The following is a 21,421-nucleotide window of genomic DNA, read 5'->3' as shown; positions in this document are numbered from 1 at the left end:
ACTGCTTTCGCATTAGGTCGTGAACGACGACCCACTGATACTGGAAGCGGGTGATGCGCTGTGCCTCTTCGAAGGTCATGCCGGCTTCGACGTGGCGGTTGTGAAGGCGCATGATGCCAATTTGGACCTGGGAGACGAGCACGTTCTCGTCGTTGCGCGGATCCGGGATGATCGCAGTGCCGTCGGTAGCCCTCGGCGAATCGTCATCGACGATCCTGAGCGTCTTGCTGTCGGCTTCGTACAGGAACGGGTCCGAGTCTGGGCCACGCCCGTACACCGAGTCCAAGTCGAACCGTGGGGTGCGGAAGTTGAACGGAGCGACCGCAGGATCGACAGCGGAGCGATCAAGGCGGGAGCCGGGTCTGCTGACGATTCAAGTGGGCCCGGGAGGACACCCAGGAACGACTCTGTCTCCAGCGTGACCGGCCTCGCATCCTGAACAGCCGGCTCTTCGGACGAGTCGCTTCCCGGACCCACCCGGGACGCATCCCTCAGCCGCAAAGCGCCGCCAGTCCGATTCAAGATGCGTCGCTCGTTTCCGATGTACATCCATGGGAGCGGACGAGATCGAGGGCGTCGACGAACGACGCTTCGTCGAGATCGACGCTGCATTGAAGCGGTTGAATATGACGGTTGCCATTGCGGTGGCCGGAGCTGCCGTGCTGTTCCTTGGTCGTTTCGGTGCAGGATTCTTAGCCTTCGCATCCGTTCCTCTGCTGTGGTGGATTGGGCGGCGCTTCCTCCGGTTGCAACGCCGAATGGGATTGCGCAGGTGGAACGCTGCGTTGATCATTACGATCACCGTGTCGGTCGTGGGTGGCGCGGCGACGTCGGGCGGGCTTGGGAGTCCCGTCGTCTACTTCACCGGTCTGATCGGGCTGTTCGCGCAAGCCACGTTTCCCAATGTCCTGTTCTCCAAGGTCGGTGGTCTTGCGTCGTTGACGATCATCGCCTGTATCGACCTCGGCCGCGGCGAGGCGATCGAACCGTTCGGTTTCACTGCTGCAGTCGTGATCGCCGGATACCTGCCGCTGATGGTTCGGCAACTGGTCCAGGTCGAGCAGATCCAGCGTCGCAGCGCCGTACTGGACGTTCTCACTGGCTGTCTCAACCGGCGTTCATTCGAAGATCACGCGGCTGAGCTCGATGCGCAGGCGCGCCTGACCGGTGCAGCGGTGGCGATCATCAGCTTCGACATCGATCACTTCAAAGCGGTGAACGATGAATGGGGCCACGCTGCGGGCGATCAGGTTCTGGAGAACGTCGCGTACGTAGCTCGTAAACAACTTCGACGGTTCGAGCTGATGTTCAGGGTCGGCGGCGAGGAGTTCGTCGTTGTGCTGCCCGATATGGGGTCCGCCGCTGCACTGACGGTCGCGGAGAAGCTTCGGAGCAGCATTGAAACGACCTCGGCAGGTGGAATCAGCGTCACCGCTTCCTTTGGTGTTGCCGTCGGATCAGACGGGATCGATGAGGTGCTCGCCCGGGCCGACGCTTGGCTCTACAACGCCAAGAAGTTAGGTCGGAACCGTGTGATCGGACCGGACCCGAGGGAGCGAAGCGAAAGCATCGAGACCTTGAATCGGCCGCACGGGCGACGAATCAGCGACATTGGGCCGAGTGGAGTTGACCTGATTCGTTGGACACTTGATTCTGGGGGTGACCCCTCAGAGGAAGGAGGCCCGGATGGGTCGTCCAGCGAAGTATCCAGCAGAGTTCCGACGAGAAGCGTTGGCGCTCGTGAAGTCATCAGGTCGTCCTATCGCGGAGGTCGCGAGATCTCTGTCGATTGCGGAGGGCACCTTGTGGAACTGGGTGAGAGCCGATCGAGAACAGTCCGAGCGTGACGCCGACCCTGACGCTCTGTCGGAGTCCGAACGCGCCGAGCTGAAACGGCTCCGCAAGGAAAACGTGCAGCTCGCGACCGACATGGAGATCTTGCGCAAGGCTGCGGCGTTTTTCGCCAGGGAGACGAACAGGTGACCGGCTTCCGGTTCGTCGACGAGCACCAAGCCGAGCACCGCATCATCGACCTGTGTCGAGTCGCCGGGGTCGCGAGGTCGAGCTACTACGCGTGGCGCACCCGAACACCATGCGCACGCCAGCGAGCGAACGCGGCGCTGCTGGTCGAGATTCGCGAGATCCACGAACAATCCCGACGCACCTATGGGGCGCCTCGCGTCACCGGCCAGCTCCGTCGACGCGGACATCGTGTCGGCCACAACCGCGTTGCCCGGCTGATGGCCGACAACCACCTGGTCGGAGCACACGCACGCCGAAAGTTCCGGCGCGGCAGGCACCCCAAGATCGTGCCGGCACCGGATCTGTTGCAACGCAACTTCACCGCGGAGCGGCCCGACACCCGGTGGGTTGCGGACATCTCAGAGTTCAAGTGCTGGGACGGCAAGCTCTACCTCGCCGGCATACGAGACCTCCACGACCACAGCCTCGTGGGCTGGTCAATGGGCGAACGCCAGACCACCGACCTCGTCATCGCCGCGTTGGTGATGGCGCTCGGACGCCGCAACCCCAGCCGCGATCTGGTCCATCACGCCGATCACGGCACCCAAGGTGGATTCAACTGGTCGTCGCAACACCTCGTCCCCGGAGGTGTTTCATGGTTCGTCGACAGCAGGCATCAGATCGAGCGATTCGTCCGAAGTTGCGGTCGCCTGGTCATCCGAAGTTCCAACGTGGAGTCGAGGTCGTGTTCTGGGCTCAGATCGCCAAGGGTGAGCGGGTCCCGATGAGTGGTCCAGGTGTTACGCGGGTTGGGGTTGGTGTCGGCTGATCCAGGCCTTGGCGAACTCGCTCGGGGTGAGGTCGCCGTGGGCCGTGTGGGGTCGGTTGATGTTGTAGTCGATGCGCCAGTCCTCGATGATCACTCGGGCCTCGAGGAGGCTGTCGAACTGCCAGAGGTTCAACAGTTCGTCGCGTAGGCGGCTGTTGAAGCTCTCGATCCAGGCGTTCTGCCACGGTGAGCCGGGATCGATGAACACGCACTCGGTGCCGTTCGCTGCGCACCACTCGGCGACCACGACAGCGACGAACTCGGGGCCGTTATCGAAGCGCACGAACGCTGGCGGCCGCCCGCGTTCGATGGCGAGGCGGTCGAGGCAGGCAACGACGTCGTCGGCGGTGATCGAGTGCGCGACATCGATCGCAAGTGCTTCTCGGGTGTATTCGTCGATGACGTTGAGGATTTTGACTTGGCGGTGGTCGATGAGGTGATCGAACTGGAAGTCGAGCGCCCACAAGGCGTTCGGCGCGATCAGCGACATGGGCCCAACGTGCGCGCCGACTCCGGTGAGGCGCTTCTTGCGGGACTTGGTCGGCACCTGCAGGCCCTCGTCACGCCACAGGCGCCGAACCCGCTTGTTGTTGACCTTCCAGCCGCCCCGGCGGAGTTCCTTCGCGGCACGTCGCCACCCCCACCGGGGTCGCCGCTTCGCGAACGCCCGGAGGAACTCGCGTAGCTCGGCCTCGTCATCGGGGACCGGTGGCGGGTCGAGGCGCTGAGTTGAGCGGTGCTGACCCACGATCCGGCACGCCCGACGCTGCGAGACCCCGAACCGATCCTCCAGCTCGCGCACGGCGTCACGGCGGCGGTTCGGGGTCACCATTTTCCCTCGGCGAGATGCTTCAACATCTCCTTGTCCAGCTCCGCCTCGGCCAGCAGCTTCTTCAACCGGGCGTTCTCGGACTCGAGCTCACGAAGTCGTTTCGCGTCATCGGCTTTCATGCCGCCGTATTGGTTCAGCCAGCGCGCCCAGGTCGATTCGGCGATGCCGAAGTGTCGGCACACCTCCTCGACCGTCTGACCGCCAGCGAGGAGCTTGTGGCCCTCGGCGAGCTTGCGGATGATCTGTTCCGGCGTGTGTCGTCGTCGAGACATCGTCGGTCCTTTCTGCCCCGACCACCATGGCCGGGACGATCAGACCGCACAACTACTGGACCACTCCCAGGGGGTCACCGCACCACGACGATGCGATCGTCGGCAGCGACAAGCGGTTGTACATGACGGCGACACCGCGGATCTATGGCGATCAGACGAAGGCGAAGGGCAGGCAGCACGAAGTGGTGCTGTACTCGATGGACGACGAGACCCAGTTCGGGCCGGTGTTCCACGAGTTGCCGTTCGGAAAAGCGGTGGCGGACAAGTTGCTCACCGACTACAAGGTTCTCGTCCTCGCCGTGAACGAGGACGCGGTGTCCGATGCGTTCCAACGCCAGTTGGCGAGCGAGTCGGGCGGCGAACTGCAACTCAACGACGTTGCCCGCATGGTCGGCTGCTGGCACGGGCTGTCGAAGCGCGGTCCGCAGTTCAGGGATTCGGGCGACCTGAACCCGATGCGACGGGCGGTGGCGTTCTCGTCGACGATCAAGCGGTCGAAGCGGTTCACCGACGCACTCCCGAACGTGATCGCGGCAGCGTTGGAAGAACGCAGCGACAGGAACTCGGTGCGGGTCGAGGCCGATCACGTCGATGGCCAGACGAACGTCAAGTTGCGCCAGGAGTCGATTGCCTGGTTGGAGGAGTCGCCGGGGCAGGGCGTGTGCCGGGTGCTGTCGAATGCGAAGTGTCTCACCGAGGGCGTTGATGTGCCTGCGCTCGATGCAGTGATGTTCCTGAACCCGCGCAAGTCGATCGTCGACGTGGTGCAGGCCGTGGGGCGGGTGATGCGTCGAGCCGAGGGCAAGGACTTCGGCTACGTGATCCTCCCGATCGCCGTGCCCGGTGGTGTGTCACCCGAAGAAGCGCTGCGGGACAACGAGCGCTACGCCGTGGTGTGGGAAGTGCTCCAAGCGCTGCGGTCGCATGACGAACGTTTGCGGGCCGAGATCAACAAGATCGACATCAACAAGACGTCCTCGAAGGTGAACGTGATCGGGATCGGCCTGGCCGGTGGTGACGACGCCGACGAACCGGGTGTGACGACAACAGTCGAGGGTGGCGCGGGGCAGATGAGCCTCGACCTCCCGGACCTGACCGAGTGGCGTGACGCGCTCTATGCGCGCATCGTCGACAAGGTCGGTGACCGCCAGTACATGGAGCACTGGGCGAAGGACATCGCCGACATCGCCGCCGCGCAGGAGACCCGCATCCGATCGGTGCTCGATCATGCGGATCAGAACCCGGAGGCGGTGGAGCGGTTCGAGGTGTTCCATTCGGCGTTGAAGGACAACTTGAACGACGGGGTCACCGCCGATGATGCGATCGGAATGTTGTCCCAGCATCTGATCACTCGCCCGGTGTTCGAGGCGCTGTTCGGTGGTGACGACTTCACGAAGGCAAACCCGGTGAGCCAGGTGATGCAGGCGATGATCGACGAACTCGATGCCACGAACATCGGCTCGGAGACCGCGACGCTCGACGCGTTCTACGAACACATCCGGCTCTTCGCGCTTGAGCGTGGTGGTGGTTTCTTGAGCATCCACTGTTGAGGTCCCGTGGCCTCGCAAGTCTTGCGGTCTTCCACAACTGCGAGACGAGGAGACCACGGGATGATTGAAGGTAGCAACGCGGACGCGCTGCTCGGGCTGATTGGTGTGCGGATCTGCGCTGTCGAGGTCGGCGTCGAGGTGACGATCACGATCGAGACAACCAACGACCGGGTCGGGTGCCGCTCGTGCGGAGTGATCGCGAAAGCGCACGGCCGTCGGCGTGTCAGGGTGCGCGATCTGGCGACGTGGGGACGAGCGACGGTGCTCGTTTGGGTGAAGCGGATCTGGCGCTGCCGCGAGCCGCTGTGTGCGACGGTGACGTGGACCGAGACCCTCGACGCGATCGCGTCTCGGGCGTCGCTGACCGAGCGGGCCGGGTTCGAGATCTGTCGCCGGGTCGGCGAGGACGGCGACTCGGTCGCGGCGGTCGGCCGCGACTTCGGTGTCGGCTGGGCGTGCGCGATGAACGCCGTCAACGTGCACGGCCGACGCCTCGTCAACGACCCCGATCGAATCGGCCATGTCACCAAGCTCGGCCTGGACGAGACAGCGTTCCAGCGGCCATCGAAGCATCGCGGTCACACGAGCTACATCACTGGTTTCGTCGACCTCGCCCGACCGCGACTCCTCGACGTCGTGTTGGACCGGACCGGTGCTGCTGTTGATTCCTGGCTCGCACAACAACCCGCTGGTTGGCTGGCCGGGATCGACCAGGTCGCTCTCGATCCGCACCGCGGTTACGCCAACGGGCTCACCGCGACCTTGCCCGACGTGGTCGTCGTTGTCGACCGGTTCCATGCTGTCGGGCTCGCCAACCGCGCTGTTGACGACGTGCGCAGACGGGTGCAACAAGACACCCTCGGGCACCGAGGCCGCACCGGTGATCCGCTCTACGGCATTCGCCGACTGTTGCTACGCGGCTACGAACGCCTCACCGAACGCCAGCTCGAACGCGTCGAGGCGGGACTGGTCGGTGACCGCTACGGCGAGGTCGGAGCAGCCTGGCTGGGCAAGGAACTCGTTCGGGAGATCTACACCGCCGGCACCCTCGCTGAGGCCCGCCAACGACTCCACGTCTTCTACACGTTCGTGGCTGACGCCGAGGTCGGCGAACTCGTCCGCCTCGCCAAGACAATCAGTTCGTGGGAGACCGAGATCCTCGCGTTCCACACCACCGGCGGACTCTCCAACGGGCCGACCGAGGGCATCAACTTGCTGATCAAGAAGATCAAACGAGTCGGCCACGGCTTCGCCAGCTTCGACAACTACCGACTCCGCCTCTTGCTCCACGCAGGCGTCGACTGGCACACTCACCCCACCGCACGACTGCGAAGCCACCCACCACGCTCAGCCGCGTAGAGCCACACATCCGCATGCTCGTCGGCGGCATCAACTCCGCCGAGGGCCGCCAGAAGGTGATTGCGGAGCTGTACGAGAAGTTCTTCAAGAAGGTCGTCCCGAAGACCGCGTCGAGCTTGGGGATCGTCTACACGCCTGTCGAGATCGTCGACTTCATCAACCGTGCGGTCAACGACCTACTGCACGAGCATTTCGACGGTGCGTCACTGTCGGACGAGGGCGTGCACGTGCTCGACCCGTTCACGGGCACCGGAACGTTCATCGCTCGAATGATCCAGTCGGGTCTCATCGAGCCGGATGCGTTGGCCCGCAAGTTCCATCAGGAACTCCATGCGAACGAGATCATGCTGCTGGCGTACTACATCGCGGCGATCAACATCGAGACCGCATTCCGGGGTGCGATGGCCGATGCCGGCACGGAGCTCAAGTTCTACGAGTCGTTCCCCGGCATCGTGCTCACCGACACGTTCCAGATGACCGAAGAAGACGACTCGATGGACACCGTCTTCTTCCCCCGCAACAACGCACGAGCCGACCGCCAGAAGAACCTCGACATCCGCGTCATCGTCGGCAACCCGCCCTACTCCGTCGGCCAGTCCAGCCAGAACGACGACAACGCCAACCTTGCGTATCCCACCCTCGACAAGTCGATCGGCGACACCTACGCAGCTCGGTCGACGGCGACGCTGAAGAACTCGCTCTACGACTCCTACGTGCGTGCGCTCCGGTGGGCGAGCAACCGGGTAACTGAATCGCCTGACGGTGGGATCGTCGGCTTCGTCACCAATGGCGGATGGATCGACGGCAACACCGCCGACGGCATCCGCCACACCCTCGCCGACGAGTTCCATCACGTCTACGTCTTCAATCTCCGCGGCAATCAGCGGACCAGTGGCGAGGAGAGCCGAAAGGAAGGCGGCAAGGTCTTCGGGTCCGGCAGCCGCAACACCGTCGCCATCACCCTGCTGGTTCGCAATCCGGGCGCACCTTCGTTCGGCGGAGCCGAGATCCACTACCGAGACATCGGCGACTACCTCAGCCGCGACGAGAAACTCGCCATCGTGGACGTTGCAGCGGTCGAGACGGTGGCGTGGAAGAGCGTCGCGCCGAACGAACACGCCGACTGGGTCGATCAGCGCAGCGCTGCGTACGACGAACTCATCCCCCTTGTCGATGGGCCTGATGCCGTTTTCGGTCTCGGGTCGAATGGCCTGAAGACCAACAGAGATGCATGGGTCTACAGCGCGTCTTCGAGAACGCTCGGCACGAACGTGAGATCGATGTCGAGCTTCTTCAATTCCGAAATCGACCGCCTTGCTGCTCATAGCGGCGGCCTTGAGCGTGCGGTCGACGCAGATCCGACCAAGTTCAGTTGGGTGGCGATGGACTACAGGCGGCTTGAGCGCAGAGATCGTCTCGACGTATCCGAGGACTTATTCACCGAAGCGCTGTATCGGCCGTTCTTTCGGCAGGCTGTTGCGTTGTCGGCGCAGGTAGCTGCACGGACTAGCAATCTCCTGCAGATCTTCGGGCCTTCCCGCACGAACGTCAGACTCGCATTGGACAACAGGCCCCAACGACTTCTCGACAATGGCGTCGTTGGGCGTTCCCGACCTCAACCTGATGGGCGCCGGCAACGCTTCGGCCGTCCTCGCTCGCTGGAAGTATGTTCCCTGCGGGGCGGAGTCGCTGCTCGACGAAGGTCAGCGTGCGGGAGCGAGCGACCGAGTCTCCTATCTGAGTACTGCCGCGGTCACCAAGTTTCGCAATGCGCTTGGCGACGACGTCACGGACGACGACGTGTTCCACTACGTGTACGGGGTGCTGCACTCGCCGGAGTTCCGGTCGGAGTTCGAGGTCAACCTGAAGAAGGAGGCGACGCGGGTTCCATTCGTGACCGATCGGGCTGCGTTCGATGCGTTCGTCGCCGCCGGGGCTGAGTTGATGGAGATTCACATCGGCTACGACGACCATGACGTCGTCGAGCCGTACCCGCTCGTCGAGGAGTGGTCCGACGACGTCGGCCCCGACCATCCCAATTTCGACTCCGCCCGTCTCCTCGTCGGCGACAAGAAGATGAAGTACCCGAAGGTCACCGACACCGACCCCGAGTCGGAAACGCACGGCAAGAAGGTCGCCGACAAGACCCGGCTGATCTACAACGATTACCTCACGCTGTCGGGCATTCCCGAACGGACGCACGACTACGTGCTCGGCACACGATCGGGGGTCGACTGGATCATCGACCGCTGGTACGTCAAGACGGACAAGGCGTCGGGCATCGTCAACGACGTCAACCAATGGGGCCTCGAACAAGGCAAACCCCGCTACATCGTCGACCTCATCGGCCAGGTCGTCGCCGTGTCGCTGCGCACCGTCGACATCGTCGACTCACTCCCCACGCTCCGCTTCGACGAACACGGCACCCACGTCGTCTCGTCGGGCAGGGTCGAAGGCTGGCGGCCGCCACTGTGATCCCACTGGTGCCCGTCCGAGAGCTGTTCGATCTATCACCACGGTCCTGGTGGTTGCCCTCCGCCGTTTCAGACGGTGCGATCGTCTTGGAACCCGCCCGGCGCTCCGAGGTGGTTCGTTCGCGGGTCCGCGTCGAGGCGTAGCGTTCGATGGTGGAAGGTGAGGAGGTCGTCGTTCGCGAGAGCACCGGTTCCGACCTGGCCTCCGTTCTTGCTCTGTTGAAGCAGGCGAAGTCGACGGTGGGCTTCCTGCGTGACCAGGCTGTTGAAGAACGGATGCTCAAGGGCACGCTGCTCGTCGCAGACGCTGACGGGATCGTCGGCTACGTCCTCTACGACATCGTCTCCGGAACGATTGCGATCCGCCAGCTCGTCGTTGACCAAGCCGCACGCAAACTCGGAACCGGAAGGCTTCTGATCGAAGCCGTCGTCGCTCGACACGAGGAGTCGACCCGAGGGATGCGTCTCTGGTGTCGGAGGGACTACGCCGCAAACGACTTCTGGCATCGACTCGGGTTCGCGCCGCGGAACGAGCGAAGCGGGAAGAGCGAAGGCCGAATACTGACGTTGTGGTGGCGGGGGTTCGGGCAGCCCGACTTGTTCAGCGTCGCACGAGACCTTGACGAACGACCCATCGCTGCGCTCGATACGAACATTCTGATTCGTGGATCCGACGGCGATCTCGAAGTCGTGGAGGACCTCCTTTCGGATTGGGTGCGGGCCGAGGTGGCGTTCGAAGTGGTGGATCACTCGCTCGTTGAGATCAACCAACACGACGATCTTGTCGTGCGCCGGAGACACATCGAGTATGCGTCGTCCTTCGACGAGCTTCGCTACGAGGCAGACCTCGCCGTCGCCCTGTTCGAAGCCGTCTCGGAGTTACTCGGCACCGGTGCAAGCCCTCACATCGAAGACCTTCGGATTGCAGCGCGTGCGGCTGCCGGCGGGGCAACGTGGATAGTGACCGAGGATGACTCGTTTCGACGTTCGTGTAGGAAAGCGCTCCTCGATGTCGCTGACCTTGAGGTCGTGTCGATCTCGGAGATGCTGCTGGTTGCGGATCAGATCGCTCGCCACGAAACGTACAGCGGACAACTTCTGCAGGGAACGGAGATCGAGGTCCGGGAAGTCGGTGTCGGAGACCTCGACGAGATTGCTCGGAGTTTCGTCAATCCGCAAGCGGGCGAGGGCTTCAAGTCGTGGCGGAAGCGGCTCAGTGAGCTCGTCTCCAAGGTCGACGACGTTGAGTTGCTTCCGTTCGTTGATGGTGAAGGCCTCGTCGCGGTTGCGGCGCTCAGGCGAGGCGACGTCATGGAAGTCCCTGTCTGTCGCGTTCGCCGTGGCGCAGGCGAGCCGACACTCGCACGACAGCTGCTCGGCTGGCTTCGGTATCGCTGTGCGCAGCGGGGCTTCTCGGCCGTCGTGATTACCGACCCGAATCCGGGAACGTGGATCGAGCGCCACTATTCGGCGGAAGGGTTCTTTCTGGCTCCCCGCCCGACTGCCGTACCGATCTCGTGCAGCTTGACCATTCAGGAAGTCGTGGACCGTCTGATGTTCGAGCCGTTTACGACACCCGAGTGGGGCGCTCGGTCCGACGAACTTCTCGCACTGTCCGCCGCACCAGCGACGGCGCACTCGATCGAGCGGGCGTTCCACCCAGTCGTGATTACCGGTTGCGGCTTGCCGACTATTCGGATGCCCATCAATCCTCGGTTCGCCGCAGAACTCTTTGATTACGTGCTGAGCGATGCACAATTGTTTCGGCGCGACAGGGCTCTTGCGCTGCGTCGTGAGCACGTCTACTTCAGGTCGCCGACGTCCGCGGCGCTGCTGCGGGCGCCAGCTCGTTTGCTGTGGCAGGTGACTGGAGATCAGGCTCGTGGGGGAAGATCACTGCGGGCCAAGTCACTGCTCGACGAGATGGTGATCGGGGACGTGGATCAGTTGGTCAGCCGCTTCTCGCACCTTGGTGTGCTCGACCGAGACCAGATTCAAGCGATGGCATCTGACGGGAAGGTGATGGCCCTTCGCTTCTCGCATACCTGGGTGTTCCCGACTCCGATCACCCTTGCCCAGTACCGTGAGGTCATGCGCCGACTGGAGCCGGGAAAGGGTCTAGCTCACGCCGGACCACAACCCGTGAGCGAACATGTGTTCGTTGAACTCGCTAGACTTGCCGGATGACGCTCCCGACAGTGCTCATGTCTGTGAGGTCGCCACATGTCGAGCGCCTGCTATCCGGCGAGAAGACAGTGGAGTTGCGGCGGCGGCGATGGCGCGTTCCTGATGGGTCCTCGGTGTTGCTCTATGGATCTCGAAAGGAACGAGCGATAGTCGGCTCACTTGTCGTCAAGGCGACCACGGATGGCTCGCCTACGGCAATTTGGAACGCGCACGGACGTGCATCTGGTCTCACTCGAAGCGAGTTTCGGCGCTACTTCGACGGAGCGGAGAACGCAGTCGCGATTGAAGTGTGCGACGTCCGGTCGCTCGAGGATCCGCTCACCCTCGACGAGCTTCGCCGGCGCAATCCCCGCTTCCACGTCCCTCAAAGTTACCGCTTCGTGCCGCCCGACGAGCTGGCCATCGTCCTCAATGGCGAGCGAGCCCAGCTGTTGCCGTAGGGCGGCGCCGGTTACCCGACGACTCCGATCGTCCGGAGGCGTGCCTTCAGCACTCGATCTGATATGCCGGAGCGGTCGCGAGCCATCCAGTGAGTCGCTGCATCGAGAAGCAAGTCGCCAGCCCGCTGAGCGATGAGGAGTTCGAAGAGGCCCATCGTTGCGTTCGTAACCGAGCGGACGGCCGTCAGGTATGCGGCACTGCGGGCGTCGGTGAGGTGGCCCATGTAGAACATCGATGGATCGCCGTAGTTTGCGCGAGCGCGGGATCGATACATGAAGTCGAACACCGTGGTCGGCTCGGTTCGGTGGTCGATCGCTGCGCGTTCTCCGTTTCGAGCGCGTCCGACGCTTCGGCGGCGCTTCTGCTCGGTGAGGAGGTCATCGATGCGCTTTCCTCTCGTTGTCTTGAGCATCTTCGCAACAAGGTCGTAGCAGTCGACGTCAGAAGCCAGGTTGCTGACCTCGGTTGGCGTCGCCGTGAATCCCGAGAAATTCAGAGGACGATGGCTCTCGCACCGACGGTCCCAGGGCGCAGGGATCAGAGAAGATCGGGTGAGGGCGGCGAGCGACTTCAGCAAGGCACGATGCGACGTCGGTGCCGAACCGTTCTGGACGAGCAACCATGCGAGCGCTGCTCTTCCGCTGCTGTAGTAGGCGAAGACGTTGATCCACTGCGTCTGAATGGAGGCTCGGGGATCGTCAGGATCAACGAGGTAGAGGTTCTGCTCGCTGTTCCAGCCGTTGAGGAGTAGCCCCTTGAGGACTTCGGATGAGCCTGCAAAGGCTCGGTTCTGCAGTTTCTGGAATGCGGACCGAGATGCGACGTCGCTGACCAGTTGAGGGATTGGATCAGAACCGAACTCCGCTTCGACGGCACGGGCCAAGCAGTCCCAGTATCCCAGGTACGTGGTGAACGCCCTCGCCTCGTCACTGTCGGAGTCGACAAGCGCGTACACATCGAGACCGCGGGTGAAGTTGATCTCGACCACTTGTCAATCGTGCCGGGCTCGGCGTTGGTCCCCAACTCGGTTTCGGTACGCGCTATCCAAGGCTGACTACGATCGTCGACAATGACGGGCGCGACGGTTGGGAGTGGTCTTGTCGACATGCGTCAGTCCAGCATCGACTTCGTGGCGGCTCGTCGTCAGGTTGAAGCACTGACGGAGGTGCCGGCGACGGTGCGGGCTCGCGCGTTCTCGATCTACGTCGGTCTCTTCGAGTACGCCGACGACGAGGGTGCGGTGCAGACGCTTGCGGCTGACTTCATGGCGCAGTTCGAGATCAATCGCGGCTCGTGGTCGACATACCGTCGAGTGCTCGAAGCGGCGTCGTTGATCAGCATTGAGCGCGCCGACGGCGACGGTCGCGCCCGGCCTGTTCGCCTTCTTGCGCCTGAGGTCTGACGCCGAGCGAAGAATCCTTGTAACGCCTCGGCGGTTTGTGAGGCCTTCTTGTGGGTGTGAGAGCACCGAACCGGACTGCCCGGGCACCCCTTGCGCAACGCGTACGATCGTTGTACGTTGATGAGATGACACTGCGTGGCCGAGGGCCATCGCAGGGTCCGGGGTCGTCGGGGCGGCACCGAGTTCGGGTCTTGCGGGAGACGCCGTGAGTGCCGTGCGCGCCGACGAGTTGCAGGCGACCACCGCGTCGACTGCGTCGAGAGTCGGGTTCGAACACTCACTCGCGGACTTGCAACGCTTGACGAGTCGCCGGCTCGTGGCTGCGTCGAGGATCCACTCGCGGGACTTCGGGATGAGTCGATTCAGGTCCGTCCTCCATCTGGCTTCGGGCGAGCGAACTCTCCTTCGGGATAGCGCGGTCTGTTCGCTCTCGCGTGTCCCAACTGGTCGGTTCGTCGCGGCGATCGCAGCCGCTCTTGCAGGGCTGATCTGCTTGCCAGGGTTGGCCCTCGCGTTGATCGTCGGTGATGAGGGGAACCGGACGGCGAGGTTGCTCTTGCTCGCGACGGTCTGCGTCTTTGCGGCCGTCGGGATTTTCTCGTGCGTCCGGCAACTCGTCGATGCACGGAAGTGGTGGGGACTGAACGGTCGAATCGTCGTGCTGTCGAACGTGGCTGTTGCTCGCCGAGGGGAAGGCCTCGGACGAGCGTTGCTCGACGACGTCGTGCGACTCGCCGATCGCAACGGTTGGCGACTCGCCCTGGCAGTCGATGACGACGCCCTGGCCGCGAGACATCTCTACGGCTCGGTCGGATTCGTCGAGGTCCAGCGCCACGGCCAGCCGTCCAGTCGTACCGCGATGTCGCGGCCTTCTGCCCAAGTCGACGATCGTTCTTCCGGCACGACCTTCATCGACGGCGCTCTGCTCCTACTACTCGTCAGCACGACGGCGTTCGTTATCTCGTCGTCCTCGCTGTCCTGGTCGTCTCGAATCGCCGTCGGGTGTGCGCTGTGGCTTCTCTGTTCGGCGTCGCGTGTCGATCTTCGTAGTCACCGGCTGCCGAATCGTCTGCTTGCAACGGCCGCTCTGCTCGCAGGGCTCGCGGTCGCGCTGACCGACACGTTCGACGTCGTGCTGATCGCTGCAGGGATGGGGGCCGCTCCGTTCTTGCTCGTCCATCTCGTCGATCCTGCAGCGCTCGGGTTCGGGGACGTCAAGTACGCAACGGTCGCCGGCGCGCTGATGGCGGTCTGGTGGTGGCCCGGGGCCGTGGCGATGAGTGTGGCCACGCTCGCTACGACCTGTCTCGTTCGCGTGCTGCGACCGACGGGTCCGCTCCCGATGGGGCCGACGCTCTTCGTCGGAACGACGACGGCAGTCGTCGCCTCGATCCTCCTGGCCCAGAAGGGACTCCTGCCATGAACCACGTTCGAACTCTTCTCGCCGGAGTTGTTGCACTATCCGCGGTTGCCTGTTCGGGGTCGGACAGCGCGACTCCCGACGCCACTGCACCGCCGCCAACCCCAGCGCCAGCGTCGACGAACACGACGGCAGCGGATACGACGACCGTCGCCCAAGAAACGACTCCACCTCCCACCGAGGCGGCTACGACGTCGACATCGCCATCGTCATCGACGACGACCACCGAGGTGACCGACGAGACGACCACGACGACGCAAGAACCGACCGGGTTCATCCCGGACGGCCTCGGAACGCCGGTCGACAGCGCTCCCGGCGTCAGTTCGCCGGGAGAGGTTGTCGAACTCATCGAGAACGTTTGGATCTTCATCCCCAGCGAAGCAGATGAGAACGACGCCAACGTCGTCCCGCCGCTCGCCGAGGACGAGCACATCATCGTGGCGTACGCGGAGGCGCAAGCTGCCTACCACGAGCAGGCGTCGATGAGCCCGATCCCCGTCGAACCCAGTGAACGACTTGCAGCCTCGGTCGCCGACGGCGGGGCACGCCTGGCGGAGAACATCTTCGTACCGAGCGCGGCGGCGGAGCAGCACCTGGACCTCAGCGACGGAATTATTCTTCGACCCGTCGTCATCGCCGATCCACGATCGGACACCGAGGCGTTCATCTTCGATTGCCAGCTCGACGGGACCGTGTTCGTCAACGCCGACGGAAGCCTCGCAGATGGCCAAACGCCAGGCGTGAAGGAGTTCCCGCAGATTGCTTCGATCGTGAAGGTGGGCGACGACTGGATCGTCGAGCGGCTGACCCGAGACGAGAGGGCATGCGCCTGACATCTGTGCTCGTCGCAGCGGCCGCACTCGGGTTGTCGAGCGCGTCCGTCGCACACGCCGGGCCCGACGACGGCGGTGGACCACCCTTGATCCCGGGCGCACGTCAGGTGCACATCAGAAACTCGTCGGGTGGATTGGGTGTGTACACGTCGATCCCGAGTGGTTCGACGTTCCGTACTCACGGCGGCGGAGCGGCGGCCGAGTGCACTGGCGTCGCCGCCGGCGATGACCCGGACACGCTCGACATCGTGGAGGACCAGCGTCCGATCCGGTCGACGAAGTGGATCTTCATCGAAGGTGTCGCCGTCGTCATCCCGATTCCGGTCGACCTCGACGTGTACGACCCGTCTTCTGGTCCGTCGCTGGACGACACAGTGCGGACCTTCTCGGTCTATTGCGCGGACACGTTCTTCAGCTCGAACTTCAAGGGCTTCATCGACGTAGCGGCAACCGATCCGATGCTCGATCCGCGGACGCAACTGACGGATCTCTACAACGGGCTGGAGCTCGAAGCGTTGGCGGTGTACGAGAACAAGGTGGTCGGTGAGTGGGGCGGCCTGGTGGTCCGTAACCCGGCGTGGTTGGCGATCAACGGCTCGGCGTGGCGGACTCAGACGTCGAATGCGCAGTACTACCGAGGTTGGGAGTTGTACCTCATCACCCAACCGGTCGGTCTGGATTTCACGGTCGACTTCGTCCCCGACCCGGATCGACCGTCACCGCCGTTTTCCGGTGTCGTGCCCTGCATCTCCACCGACGACGACTTCCCGGTCGGCGAGACGATCGAGTTCCCGCAGCGGCCGAGCGACTTGGCCGACTTCGCGGAGCCGGGGAGCAACCGAGCGTGCGAGTGGACACCGCCCGGTCCTGGCGAGGTGACGATCACGGCACGCCAGACGTTCGCTGTGACGTTCTGGGCATCGGGATCGGTCGAGCCGCAACCGGACTACGTGTGGACCTCGGAGCCGGTCACGTTCCGAGTGGGCGAGTTGGTGGCGGTGAACGTCAATGAGTGAGGAGACCAGACCATGTCGCTGACCGACACGATCCGACCCACAACGTCGTCCACGTCGAAGCCGTCGTCGCCGCGCCCGAAGGTGAAGCTGCCGTGGCTACTCGGCGCGGCAGGGGTGTTCGTGTTGAGCGTGATGCTCGTGCTGTTGGCGGTGTCGAACGCGTCGGATCGCACCCAGGTCCTGATGGTGGTCGAGCCGGTCGCCGCCGGCGAGCAGATCCCGGACTCGGCCATCGGCGTCACCGGAGTTTCGAACGACAACGGGTTCGGGCGCATCTACCTCGAATCCCAACGGTTCGAGATCGTCGGGGCCGTCGCCGTCGGCGACCTTGCGCCCGGCGACTTGTTGGGCCCGTCGATGGTCACCGGTGAGCCGGACACGTTCGACGGCGAGCGACTTGTCGGTGCGGTGCTGCGGGCGGGGCGCTACCCCGAGGGGATCCAACGTGGTGACACGGGCCTGGCGGTGTCCACTCTCGATCGGTCGACCGATGTCCCGTCGGCGATCCCGGTGAGGGTCGTTGCGGTGTCGTTCTCGGAGACTGCCGAAGCTTCGGTCACCCTGGCCGTCGCGGATGCTGATGCGCCGCTGGTTGGCACGTGGGCTGGCACCGACGAACTGGTCATCGTGATCCAACCGCTCGGAGCCGAACAGTGAGCTTGATCGCGGTCGGGTCGTGGCGTGGCGTTGGAACGACGACATCGGCGTTGGTGCTTGCTGCTGCTGCGGCGAGCCGTGGTGAGCGGTCGTGGCTGGTCGAGGCCGATCCGGCAGGCGGTGTACTGGCCAGTCGCGCCCCCGGGTTGGGTGGCGTCAATTCGCTTGGCAGGGTCGCGTTCGAGTCCGCCGGCGAGACCGCGGCCCGCTCGCTGGACTTCTCCGCTCGACCGCTGGGTCGGGTCGATGTCATCACCGGGCCGTGGGATTCGTTCCAGGCATGGTCAGCTATCGCGACCCCGCGCACGCCGTGGGTCGACGCGTTGCGCCGGCTCGACGGGACGGTGATCGTCGATGTGGGTTCGCTACGCGGAGGCTCGGTGCCTTCGTGGCCGATCATCGAGCGTGCCGATGCACTCGTGATGGTGACATCGCCGGAACCGGCCACGCTCACGAGCACGGTCGCCTGGATGGATGCGAAGGGCCAGTCAGCACCCGGAGTCGCTGGGCTGTCGCTCGACACCGCTCGCCTGCTCGTCGTCGATGCGCCGACAGCGTCGGGGGAGCGCTTCGACGCATCGGTGTCAACAGAACTCGGGTCGCGTCTCGTCGGATGGTGGCCCTGGGAACCCAAGGTCATCGACCACCTCCATCGGGGCGGGTCACTCGACCACAAGTCGATCCGTCGATTCGCGCTCGTCCGCTCCGCCGACAGCACGCTCGGCGAGTTGCTCGGCAATCGGCCGACGGGGGTCGTGGCATGACGATCGAGCATGTCAACGTCGAGCTGGAGGGACTCGCTCGTCAGATCCGTCGCGAGTTCGGTGAGCGGCTGCCACTGAAAGGGCGCGACGAGAGGCCCGAGGAGACCCAGCTGCGAGAAGAACGCACGCGGTTGGTTCTCGAGCGAGACGTGTTGCCCGAGGTCGCAGCGCAGCGACGGGAGCAACGCCGCCCGGTGCTGTCGCAGGCCGAGGAGATCGAGGTCGTCGACCAGATCATCGCCGGGTTGTTCACGATCCCGAAGCTGATGGGCGCGCTGCGGAACCCGAACGTGACCGACATCTTGGTGTTCGGGTCAGCTCCGGTCCGCGTCGAGGAACTGGACGGCTCGGTCACCGAGTGGCCGCCGCTCGTGTCGAGGGACCGGGACTTGGAGCGGATCATCTACGACGTGTCGGTCCAGTCGGGGCGACCGTTCAACATCGAGAACCACGAAGTCGACTTCGAACTCGAACCCGGCGTCCGCTTCCACGCCGGGGGCTTCGACCCGGTGCAACGCCCGTACATCGCGATCCGACGAGCTGCGCTGTTCGGTGCATCGCTCGACGAGTTGTACGACCGCGGTGCCGCCGACGCCGGCATCGTCGAGCTACTTCGGGCTGCGGTGGCGTCGGGGCTCGGGATGTTGTTCGTCGGTCCGATGGGGTCGGGCAAGACCACGTGGCTGCGAGCGACAATCGCCGAGATCGACGCCTCGCAGGTGATCACCACGATCGAGTCGGACTTCGAACTCAACGTGTTGCAGATGGGCAAGCACCCCTACGTGATCGCCTACCAGGAACGGCTGCCGACCACGATCGACTCGAAGGGGTACACCCCGGCCGAGGCGATGCGCCCGGCGATGCGCACCCGTGCACACTGGATCATCGTCGGCGAGGTGCGCGGCGGCGAGGGAGCACCGCTGGTTCGGGCGATGCAGACCGGACAGGGAGCAATGGGAACCGTGCACGGCGGCGACGCCGAGGACGCGCTCGACAACCTCGTCAACCTCATCGCCTCCGACAGCGGCCAGGCGACACCGGACGTCAAGACACAGGTGTACCGGGCGATCGACCTCGTCGTCGCGCTCGACGGCTCGAACACCGAGGGCCGGTGGGTCTCCGAGATCGTCGCACCGTCGGTCGAGAACGCCGGCGAACGATTCGTCCTGCACCGCATCTACGGCGACATCGACAGCGCACCAGACCAACGAGCCCGGGCATTGAACGAACCACAGGCGACGATGATGCGCCAACTCCGACGCCACGACCGCGACTTCTCGAACCGCTGGTGGGCCCATCCCGAAGACACCTACAAGCCACTCGACGTGAGCGCCGGCTGATGAGCGACGCACTCCCTGTCGCGCTTTTCGCCGGCGTCCTGGCGGCTGCGGGTGTCGGTGCGCTGTACATGGCGGTGACCCCGACTGCTCCAAGAATCGCTGCACCTGGCTTCGTCGACGAGTCGTCGTCAACGTTGCTGCTCGGAGGCGTGCTTGCCGGTTTCGGTGTTCTCGCCGTGACGCGATGGCCGGTCGCAGCGGTCGCGGCGGCCGTGTTCGTCGGGTCGTGGCGATGGCTGTTCCAATCGACCGACAACGCAGATGATCGGGCGACGATCGAGGCGGTCGCACAGTGGCTCGAGGATCTCCGCGACGTCGTGCGCCGGTCGAGCGTCGCGATCGAGAACGCCGTGGAACTCGTGGCCGAGGATGCCACCGGGCACCTCGCCGAACCGATGCACCGGTTCGTGCTCCGTCGCCGTCAGGGCCGACCGTTGCCCGATTCGCTCGCCGGGTTGGCCGACGACATCGGCCACCCCACCGCCGACGCCGCAGTCGCCGCCATCATGCTCGTCGTCGGCGGAGGGGGCGCGGGTGGTCGCATCTACGACACGCTCGACGAACTGTCGATGGCCGCACGCGACGAGATGCGCGCCCGTGACGAGATCGACCGCACCCGCCGCATCTTCCAACGAGCTATGCGCCGCCTCGTCATCCTCACGCTGCTGTTCGTGTTAGGCCTCGCCGTGTTCGCCGCCGACCTCCTCGACCCCTACCGCACCGTGCCCGGCCAGATCTGGTTGCTCGTACCGATCGGGTTGTGGGCGACGTGTCTCGTGATGCTGCGACGCCTCACCCGATACGACCTCGGAACCCGCTACCGGCTCCGCCTCCCTAGCGAGGTCAACCCGTGAGCCCGACGACGACAGCGCTCATCTGCGGCGTCTTGATCCCGGTCGCTGGGTGGATGGCGTGGCGAGCAATTCGCCCGGCCCCGCTCACGTTGCGCGCCGTCCAGGCCAGGGTCGCACCACGGATGGTCGCCGCCGATTCGCCGATCTCGACTGCGACCAGGATCGGCGGGTTCCTGTCGGCTGGAGCGTTCGGGCGCCTCGTCGATCAGCGACTTGCAAGCTCGTTGCGACTGACGGGCCACACGGTCCCCACCGTCATCGGCCAGATCGTCGTGACCGCAGCCGTCGCCGGATTCACCGTGTTCGTCGTCCTCGCCGGCCTGGTCGCCACCGGGACCACGTCGGCATCACCGATCCTGTGGCTGCTCGTCCCGATCGTCGCCGCACTGTTCGGCTGGCGCGTCGTGCTCGACATCAGAGCCCGAGCGGCCCGCCGCCGAACCGAACTCCGACGCGTCGTCAACGACTTCGTCCAACTCCTCGCCGTCGCACTCACCACGAACCGATCCATCGAAGACGCGCTCACCTTCGCGGCCGACGCAGGCGAAGGCGACGGCTTCGACCTCCTCCGCCAGACCGTCGCCACCGCGCAGCCGATGGGGATCACGGTGTGGGACGCCCTCAATGCCATGGCCGACACCTACGACCTCCCTGAACTGCGAGGGCTCACCACCTCACTGCAACGCCAAGCCGGAGTCGGCGTGTCCGTCGCCGCGACCATCCGCACCGAAGCCAAGTCGCTGCGCGCCAAACAACTGACCGAGCTGACCGACCGAGCCGACCAGGCAAACGCCAACCTCTCGCTCCCGACGATGGGGATGGTCATCGGCATGGTCCTGTTCCTCGCCTACCCGATCATGCGACAGATCTCGGAGGCCTTCACCTGAGCACACCCAACCAAACCCGCCCCGCCTACGACATCACCATCCGCCCAGACCCAGCACACGAAGGAGACCGACATGACCACCGAATCCAACCACCCACTACCGATCCACGCCACCGTCGGCATCTGGCTCGCCCTCACCTACACCATTATCGTCGACCAGACCAGAACGCTCGGACGCCGCCTCGCGGATGAGTCCGGCGTCGAGGACTCACCGTCGAAACTGCTGTACCTCGCCGTCGCGGTCGCCATAGCGATCGCTGCCGGGTTGTTCATCATCGACGTGTTCAACGACGCCAGAGACGGCGTACCAGACCCCGTCGCCCCTGCCCCCTGACCCGACCGT

General features: G+C 64.4%; 20 protein-coding genes and 3 pseudogenes. 21 read left to right on the top strand and 2 right to left on the bottom strand.

From position 1 onward, the window contains the following. The first annotated feature begins 19 nt into the window (after positions 1–19). From ACOOHC_RS18275 to ACOOHC_RS18255, 5 genes and pseudogenes are all read left to right on the top strand, one after another. Entirely contained in the window at positions 20–439 is a 420-nt protein-coding gene (locus tag ACOOHC_RS18275) for a hypothetical protein (RefSeq protein ID WP_420451793.1), read from the top strand. 112 nt (positions 440–551) lie between these two features. After that, positions 552–1,847, top strand: a complete 1,296-nt coding sequence (locus ACOOHC_RS18270) for a diguanylate cyclase (RefSeq protein WP_420451792.1) — start codon at positions 552–554, stop codon at positions 1,845–1,847. Next, positions 1,741–1,983: a transposase gene (locus tag ACOOHC_RS18265; protein ID WP_420451791.1), complete on the top strand. Its 243-nt coding sequence runs from the start codon at positions 1,741–1,743 to the stop codon at positions 1,981–1,983. Before ACOOHC_RS18270 ends, ACOOHC_RS18265 begins: the two co-directional genes overlap by 107 nt. Further along, a pseudogene (locus ACOOHC_RS18260) lies at positions 1,974–2,558 on the top strand (IS3 family transposase); the annotation flags it as partial. The gene ACOOHC_RS18265 and the pseudogene ACOOHC_RS18260, both read left to right, overlap by 10 nt. A gap of 59 nt (positions 2,559–2,617) precedes the next feature. Further along, positions 2,618–2,788 (top strand): annotated as a pseudogene (locus ACOOHC_RS18255) (IS30 family transposase); the annotation flags it as partial. On the opposite strand, the gene ACOOHC_RS18250 reads toward ACOOHC_RS18255, so the two are convergent. Continuing rightward, positions 2,763–3,895, bottom strand: a protein-coding gene (locus tag ACOOHC_RS18250; protein WP_420451790.1) for an IS3 family transposase whose coding sequence is annotated in 2 segments (ribosomal slippage) — positions 2,763–3,634 and positions 3,634–3,895 — 1,134 coding nt in all. Because the reading frame shifts where the segments join, the coding sequence is not laid out codon by codon here. The pseudogene ACOOHC_RS18255 and the gene ACOOHC_RS18250 overlap by 26 nt on opposite strands. A 26-nt stretch (positions 3,896–3,921) precedes the next feature. On the opposite strand from ACOOHC_RS18250, the gene ACOOHC_RS18245 reads away from it, so the two are divergent. The 6 genes and pseudogenes from ACOOHC_RS18245 to ACOOHC_RS18220 all read left to right on the top strand — a co-directional run bounded on the left by ACOOHC_RS18245 (position 3,922) and on the right by ACOOHC_RS18220 (position 11,905). Then, positions 3,922–5,445 (top strand): helicase-related protein, encoded by a 1,524-nt coding sequence (locus tag ACOOHC_RS18245; RefSeq protein WP_420451789.1) that lies wholly within the window; start codon positions 3,922–3,924, stop codon positions 5,443–5,445. A gap of 60 nt (positions 5,446–5,505) precedes the next feature. Beyond that, complete coding sequence (locus ACOOHC_RS18240) at positions 5,506–6,804, top strand: ISL3 family transposase (protein ID WP_420450218.1); 1,299 nt, start codon at positions 5,506–5,508, stop codon at positions 6,802–6,804. A 14-nt stretch (positions 6,805–6,818) separates the two neighbouring features. Further along, a pseudogene (locus ACOOHC_RS18235) lies at positions 6,819–8,324 on the top strand (type ISP restriction/modification enzyme); the annotation flags it as partial. A gap of 70 nt (positions 8,325–8,394) precedes the next feature. Then, a complete protein-coding gene (locus ACOOHC_RS18230) occupies positions 8,395–9,279 on the top strand; it encodes a type ISP restriction/modification enzyme (protein ID WP_420451788.1) in 885 nt (294 codons plus the stop codon). 152 nt (positions 9,280–9,431) lie between these two features. Beyond that, the gene (locus ACOOHC_RS18225) at positions 9,432–11,465 is read left to right on the top strand and encodes a GNAT family N-acetyltransferase (protein ID WP_420451787.1); all 2,034 of its coding nucleotides are present in this window, start codon (positions 9,432–9,434) and stop codon (positions 11,463–11,465) included. Beyond that, positions 11,462–11,905, top strand: a complete 444-nt coding sequence (locus ACOOHC_RS18220; RefSeq protein ID WP_420451786.1) for a transcriptional regulator — start codon at positions 11,462–11,464, stop codon at positions 11,903–11,905. Before ACOOHC_RS18225 ends, ACOOHC_RS18220 begins: the two co-directional genes overlap by 4 nt. 11 nt (positions 11,906–11,916) lie before the next feature. Here the strand turns inward: ACOOHC_RS18220 and ACOOHC_RS18215 are convergent, their stop codons facing one another. Further along, on the bottom strand, positions 11,917–12,894 hold the full coding sequence (locus ACOOHC_RS18215) for a hypothetical protein (RefSeq protein ID WP_420451785.1): 978 nt from the start codon (positions 12,892–12,894) through the stop codon (positions 11,917–11,919). Positions 12,895–12,975: 81 nt separating this feature from the next. On the opposite strand from ACOOHC_RS18215, the gene ACOOHC_RS18210 reads away from it, so the two are divergent. The 10 genes from ACOOHC_RS18210 (at position 12,976) to ACOOHC_RS18165 (ending at position 21,412) form a co-directional block, all read left to right on the top strand. Then, positions 12,976–13,308, top strand: coding sequence for a hypothetical protein (locus ACOOHC_RS18210; RefSeq protein ID WP_420451784.1), 333 nt, complete (start codon positions 12,976–12,978; stop codon positions 13,306–13,308). 214 nt (positions 13,309–13,522) lie between these two features. Further along, the gene (locus ACOOHC_RS18205) at positions 13,523–14,731 is read left to right on the top strand and encodes a GNAT family N-acetyltransferase (protein WP_420451783.1); all 1,209 of its coding nucleotides are present in this window, start codon (positions 13,523–13,525) and stop codon (positions 14,729–14,731) included. Further along, complete coding sequence (locus ACOOHC_RS18200) at positions 14,728–15,561, top strand: hypothetical protein (RefSeq protein WP_420451782.1); 834 nt, start codon at positions 14,728–14,730, stop codon at positions 15,559–15,561. Before ACOOHC_RS18205 ends, ACOOHC_RS18200 begins: the two co-directional genes overlap by 4 nt. Beyond that, positions 15,552–16,577: a hypothetical protein gene (locus ACOOHC_RS18195; RefSeq protein ID WP_420451781.1), complete on the top strand. Its 1,026-nt coding sequence runs from the start codon at positions 15,552–15,554 to the stop codon at positions 16,575–16,577. The genes ACOOHC_RS18200 and ACOOHC_RS18195 overlap by 10 nt, the downstream gene beginning before the upstream one ends. 81 nt (positions 16,578–16,658) lie before the next feature. After that, on the top strand, positions 16,659–17,234 hold the full coding sequence (locus tag ACOOHC_RS18190) for a hypothetical protein (RefSeq protein WP_420451780.1): 576 nt from the start codon (positions 16,659–16,661) through the stop codon (positions 17,232–17,234). Continuing rightward, on the top strand, positions 17,231–17,998 hold the full coding sequence (locus ACOOHC_RS18185) for a MinD/ParA family ATP-binding protein (protein ID WP_420451779.1): 768 nt from the start codon (positions 17,231–17,233) through the stop codon (positions 17,996–17,998). Before ACOOHC_RS18190 ends, ACOOHC_RS18185 begins: the two co-directional genes overlap by 4 nt. Continuing rightward, a complete protein-coding gene (locus ACOOHC_RS18180; protein ID WP_420451778.1) occupies positions 17,995–19,338 on the top strand; it encodes an ATPase, T2SS/T4P/T4SS family in 1,344 nt (447 codons plus the stop codon). Before ACOOHC_RS18185 ends, ACOOHC_RS18180 begins: the two co-directional genes overlap by 4 nt. Beyond that, the gene (locus ACOOHC_RS18175) at positions 19,338–20,192 is read left to right on the top strand and encodes a type II secretion system F family protein (protein ID WP_420451777.1); all 855 of its coding nucleotides are present in this window, start codon (positions 19,338–19,340) and stop codon (positions 20,190–20,192) included. Before ACOOHC_RS18180 ends, ACOOHC_RS18175 begins: the two co-directional genes overlap by 1 nt. Next, positions 20,189–21,079: a type II secretion system F family protein gene (locus tag ACOOHC_RS18170; protein ID WP_420451776.1), complete on the top strand. Its 891-nt coding sequence runs from the start codon at positions 20,189–20,191 to the stop codon at positions 21,077–21,079. The genes ACOOHC_RS18175 and ACOOHC_RS18170 overlap by 4 nt, the downstream gene beginning before the upstream one ends. 72 nt (positions 21,080–21,151) lie before the next feature. Next, on the top strand, positions 21,152–21,412 hold the full coding sequence (locus tag ACOOHC_RS18165; RefSeq protein WP_420451775.1) for a hypothetical protein: 261 nt from the start codon (positions 21,152–21,154) through the stop codon (positions 21,410–21,412). The last annotated feature ends 9 nt before the right edge of the window (positions 21,413–21,421 follow it).

Origin of the sequence: Ilumatobacter sp., assembly GCF_965215205.1 — a bacterium.
Classification (GTDB): domain Bacteria; phylum Actinomycetota; class Acidimicrobiia; order Acidimicrobiales; family Ilumatobacteraceae; genus Ilumatobacter_A.
Note: the sequence above shows the minus strand (reverse complement) of the source record. Positions and strands in the feature narration are given on the sequence as shown.

What these genes read in the sequence shown, in the direction of transcription:
- ACOOHC_RS18230 (WP_420451788.1), top strand. Translation starts at nt 8,395, where the DNA reads ATGGCGTCGTTGGGCGTTCCCGACCTCAACCTGATGGGCGCCGGCAAC.
- ACOOHC_RS18220 (WP_420451786.1), top strand. Translation starts at nt 11,462, where the DNA reads ATGACGCTCCCGACAGTGCTCATGTCTGTGAGGTCGCCACATGTCGAG.
- ACOOHC_RS18240 (WP_420450218.1), top strand. Translation starts at nt 5,506, where the DNA reads ATGATTGAAGGTAGCAACGCGGACGCGCTGCTCGGGCTGATTGGTGTG.
- ACOOHC_RS18165 (WP_420451775.1), top strand. Translation starts at nt 21,152, where the DNA reads ATGACCACCGAATCCAACCACCCACTACCGATCCACGCCACCGTCGGC.
- ACOOHC_RS18180 (WP_420451778.1), top strand. Translation starts at nt 17,995, where the DNA reads ATGACGATCGAGCATGTCAACGTCGAGCTGGAGGGACTCGCTCGTCAG.
- ACOOHC_RS18210 (WP_420451784.1), top strand. Translation starts at nt 12,976, where the DNA reads ATGACGGGCGCGACGGTTGGGAGTGGTCTTGTCGACATGCGTCAGTCC.
- ACOOHC_RS18195 (WP_420451781.1), top strand. Translation starts at nt 15,552, where the DNA reads ATGCGCCTGACATCTGTGCTCGTCGCAGCGGCCGCACTCGGGTTGTCG.
- ACOOHC_RS18175 (WP_420451777.1), top strand. Translation starts at nt 19,338, where the DNA reads ATGAGCGACGCACTCCCTGTCGCGCTTTTCGCCGGCGTCCTGGCGGCT.
- ACOOHC_RS18200 (WP_420451782.1), top strand. Translation starts at nt 14,728, where the DNA reads ATGAACCACGTTCGAACTCTTCTCGCCGGAGTTGTTGCACTATCCGCG.
- ACOOHC_RS18270 (WP_420451792.1), top strand. Translation starts at nt 552, where the DNA reads ATGGGAGCGGACGAGATCGAGGGCGTCGACGAACGACGCTTCGTCGAG.
- ACOOHC_RS18245 (WP_420451789.1), top strand. Translation starts at nt 3,922, where the DNA reads ATGGCCGGGACGATCAGACCGCACAACTACTGGACCACTCCCAGGGGG.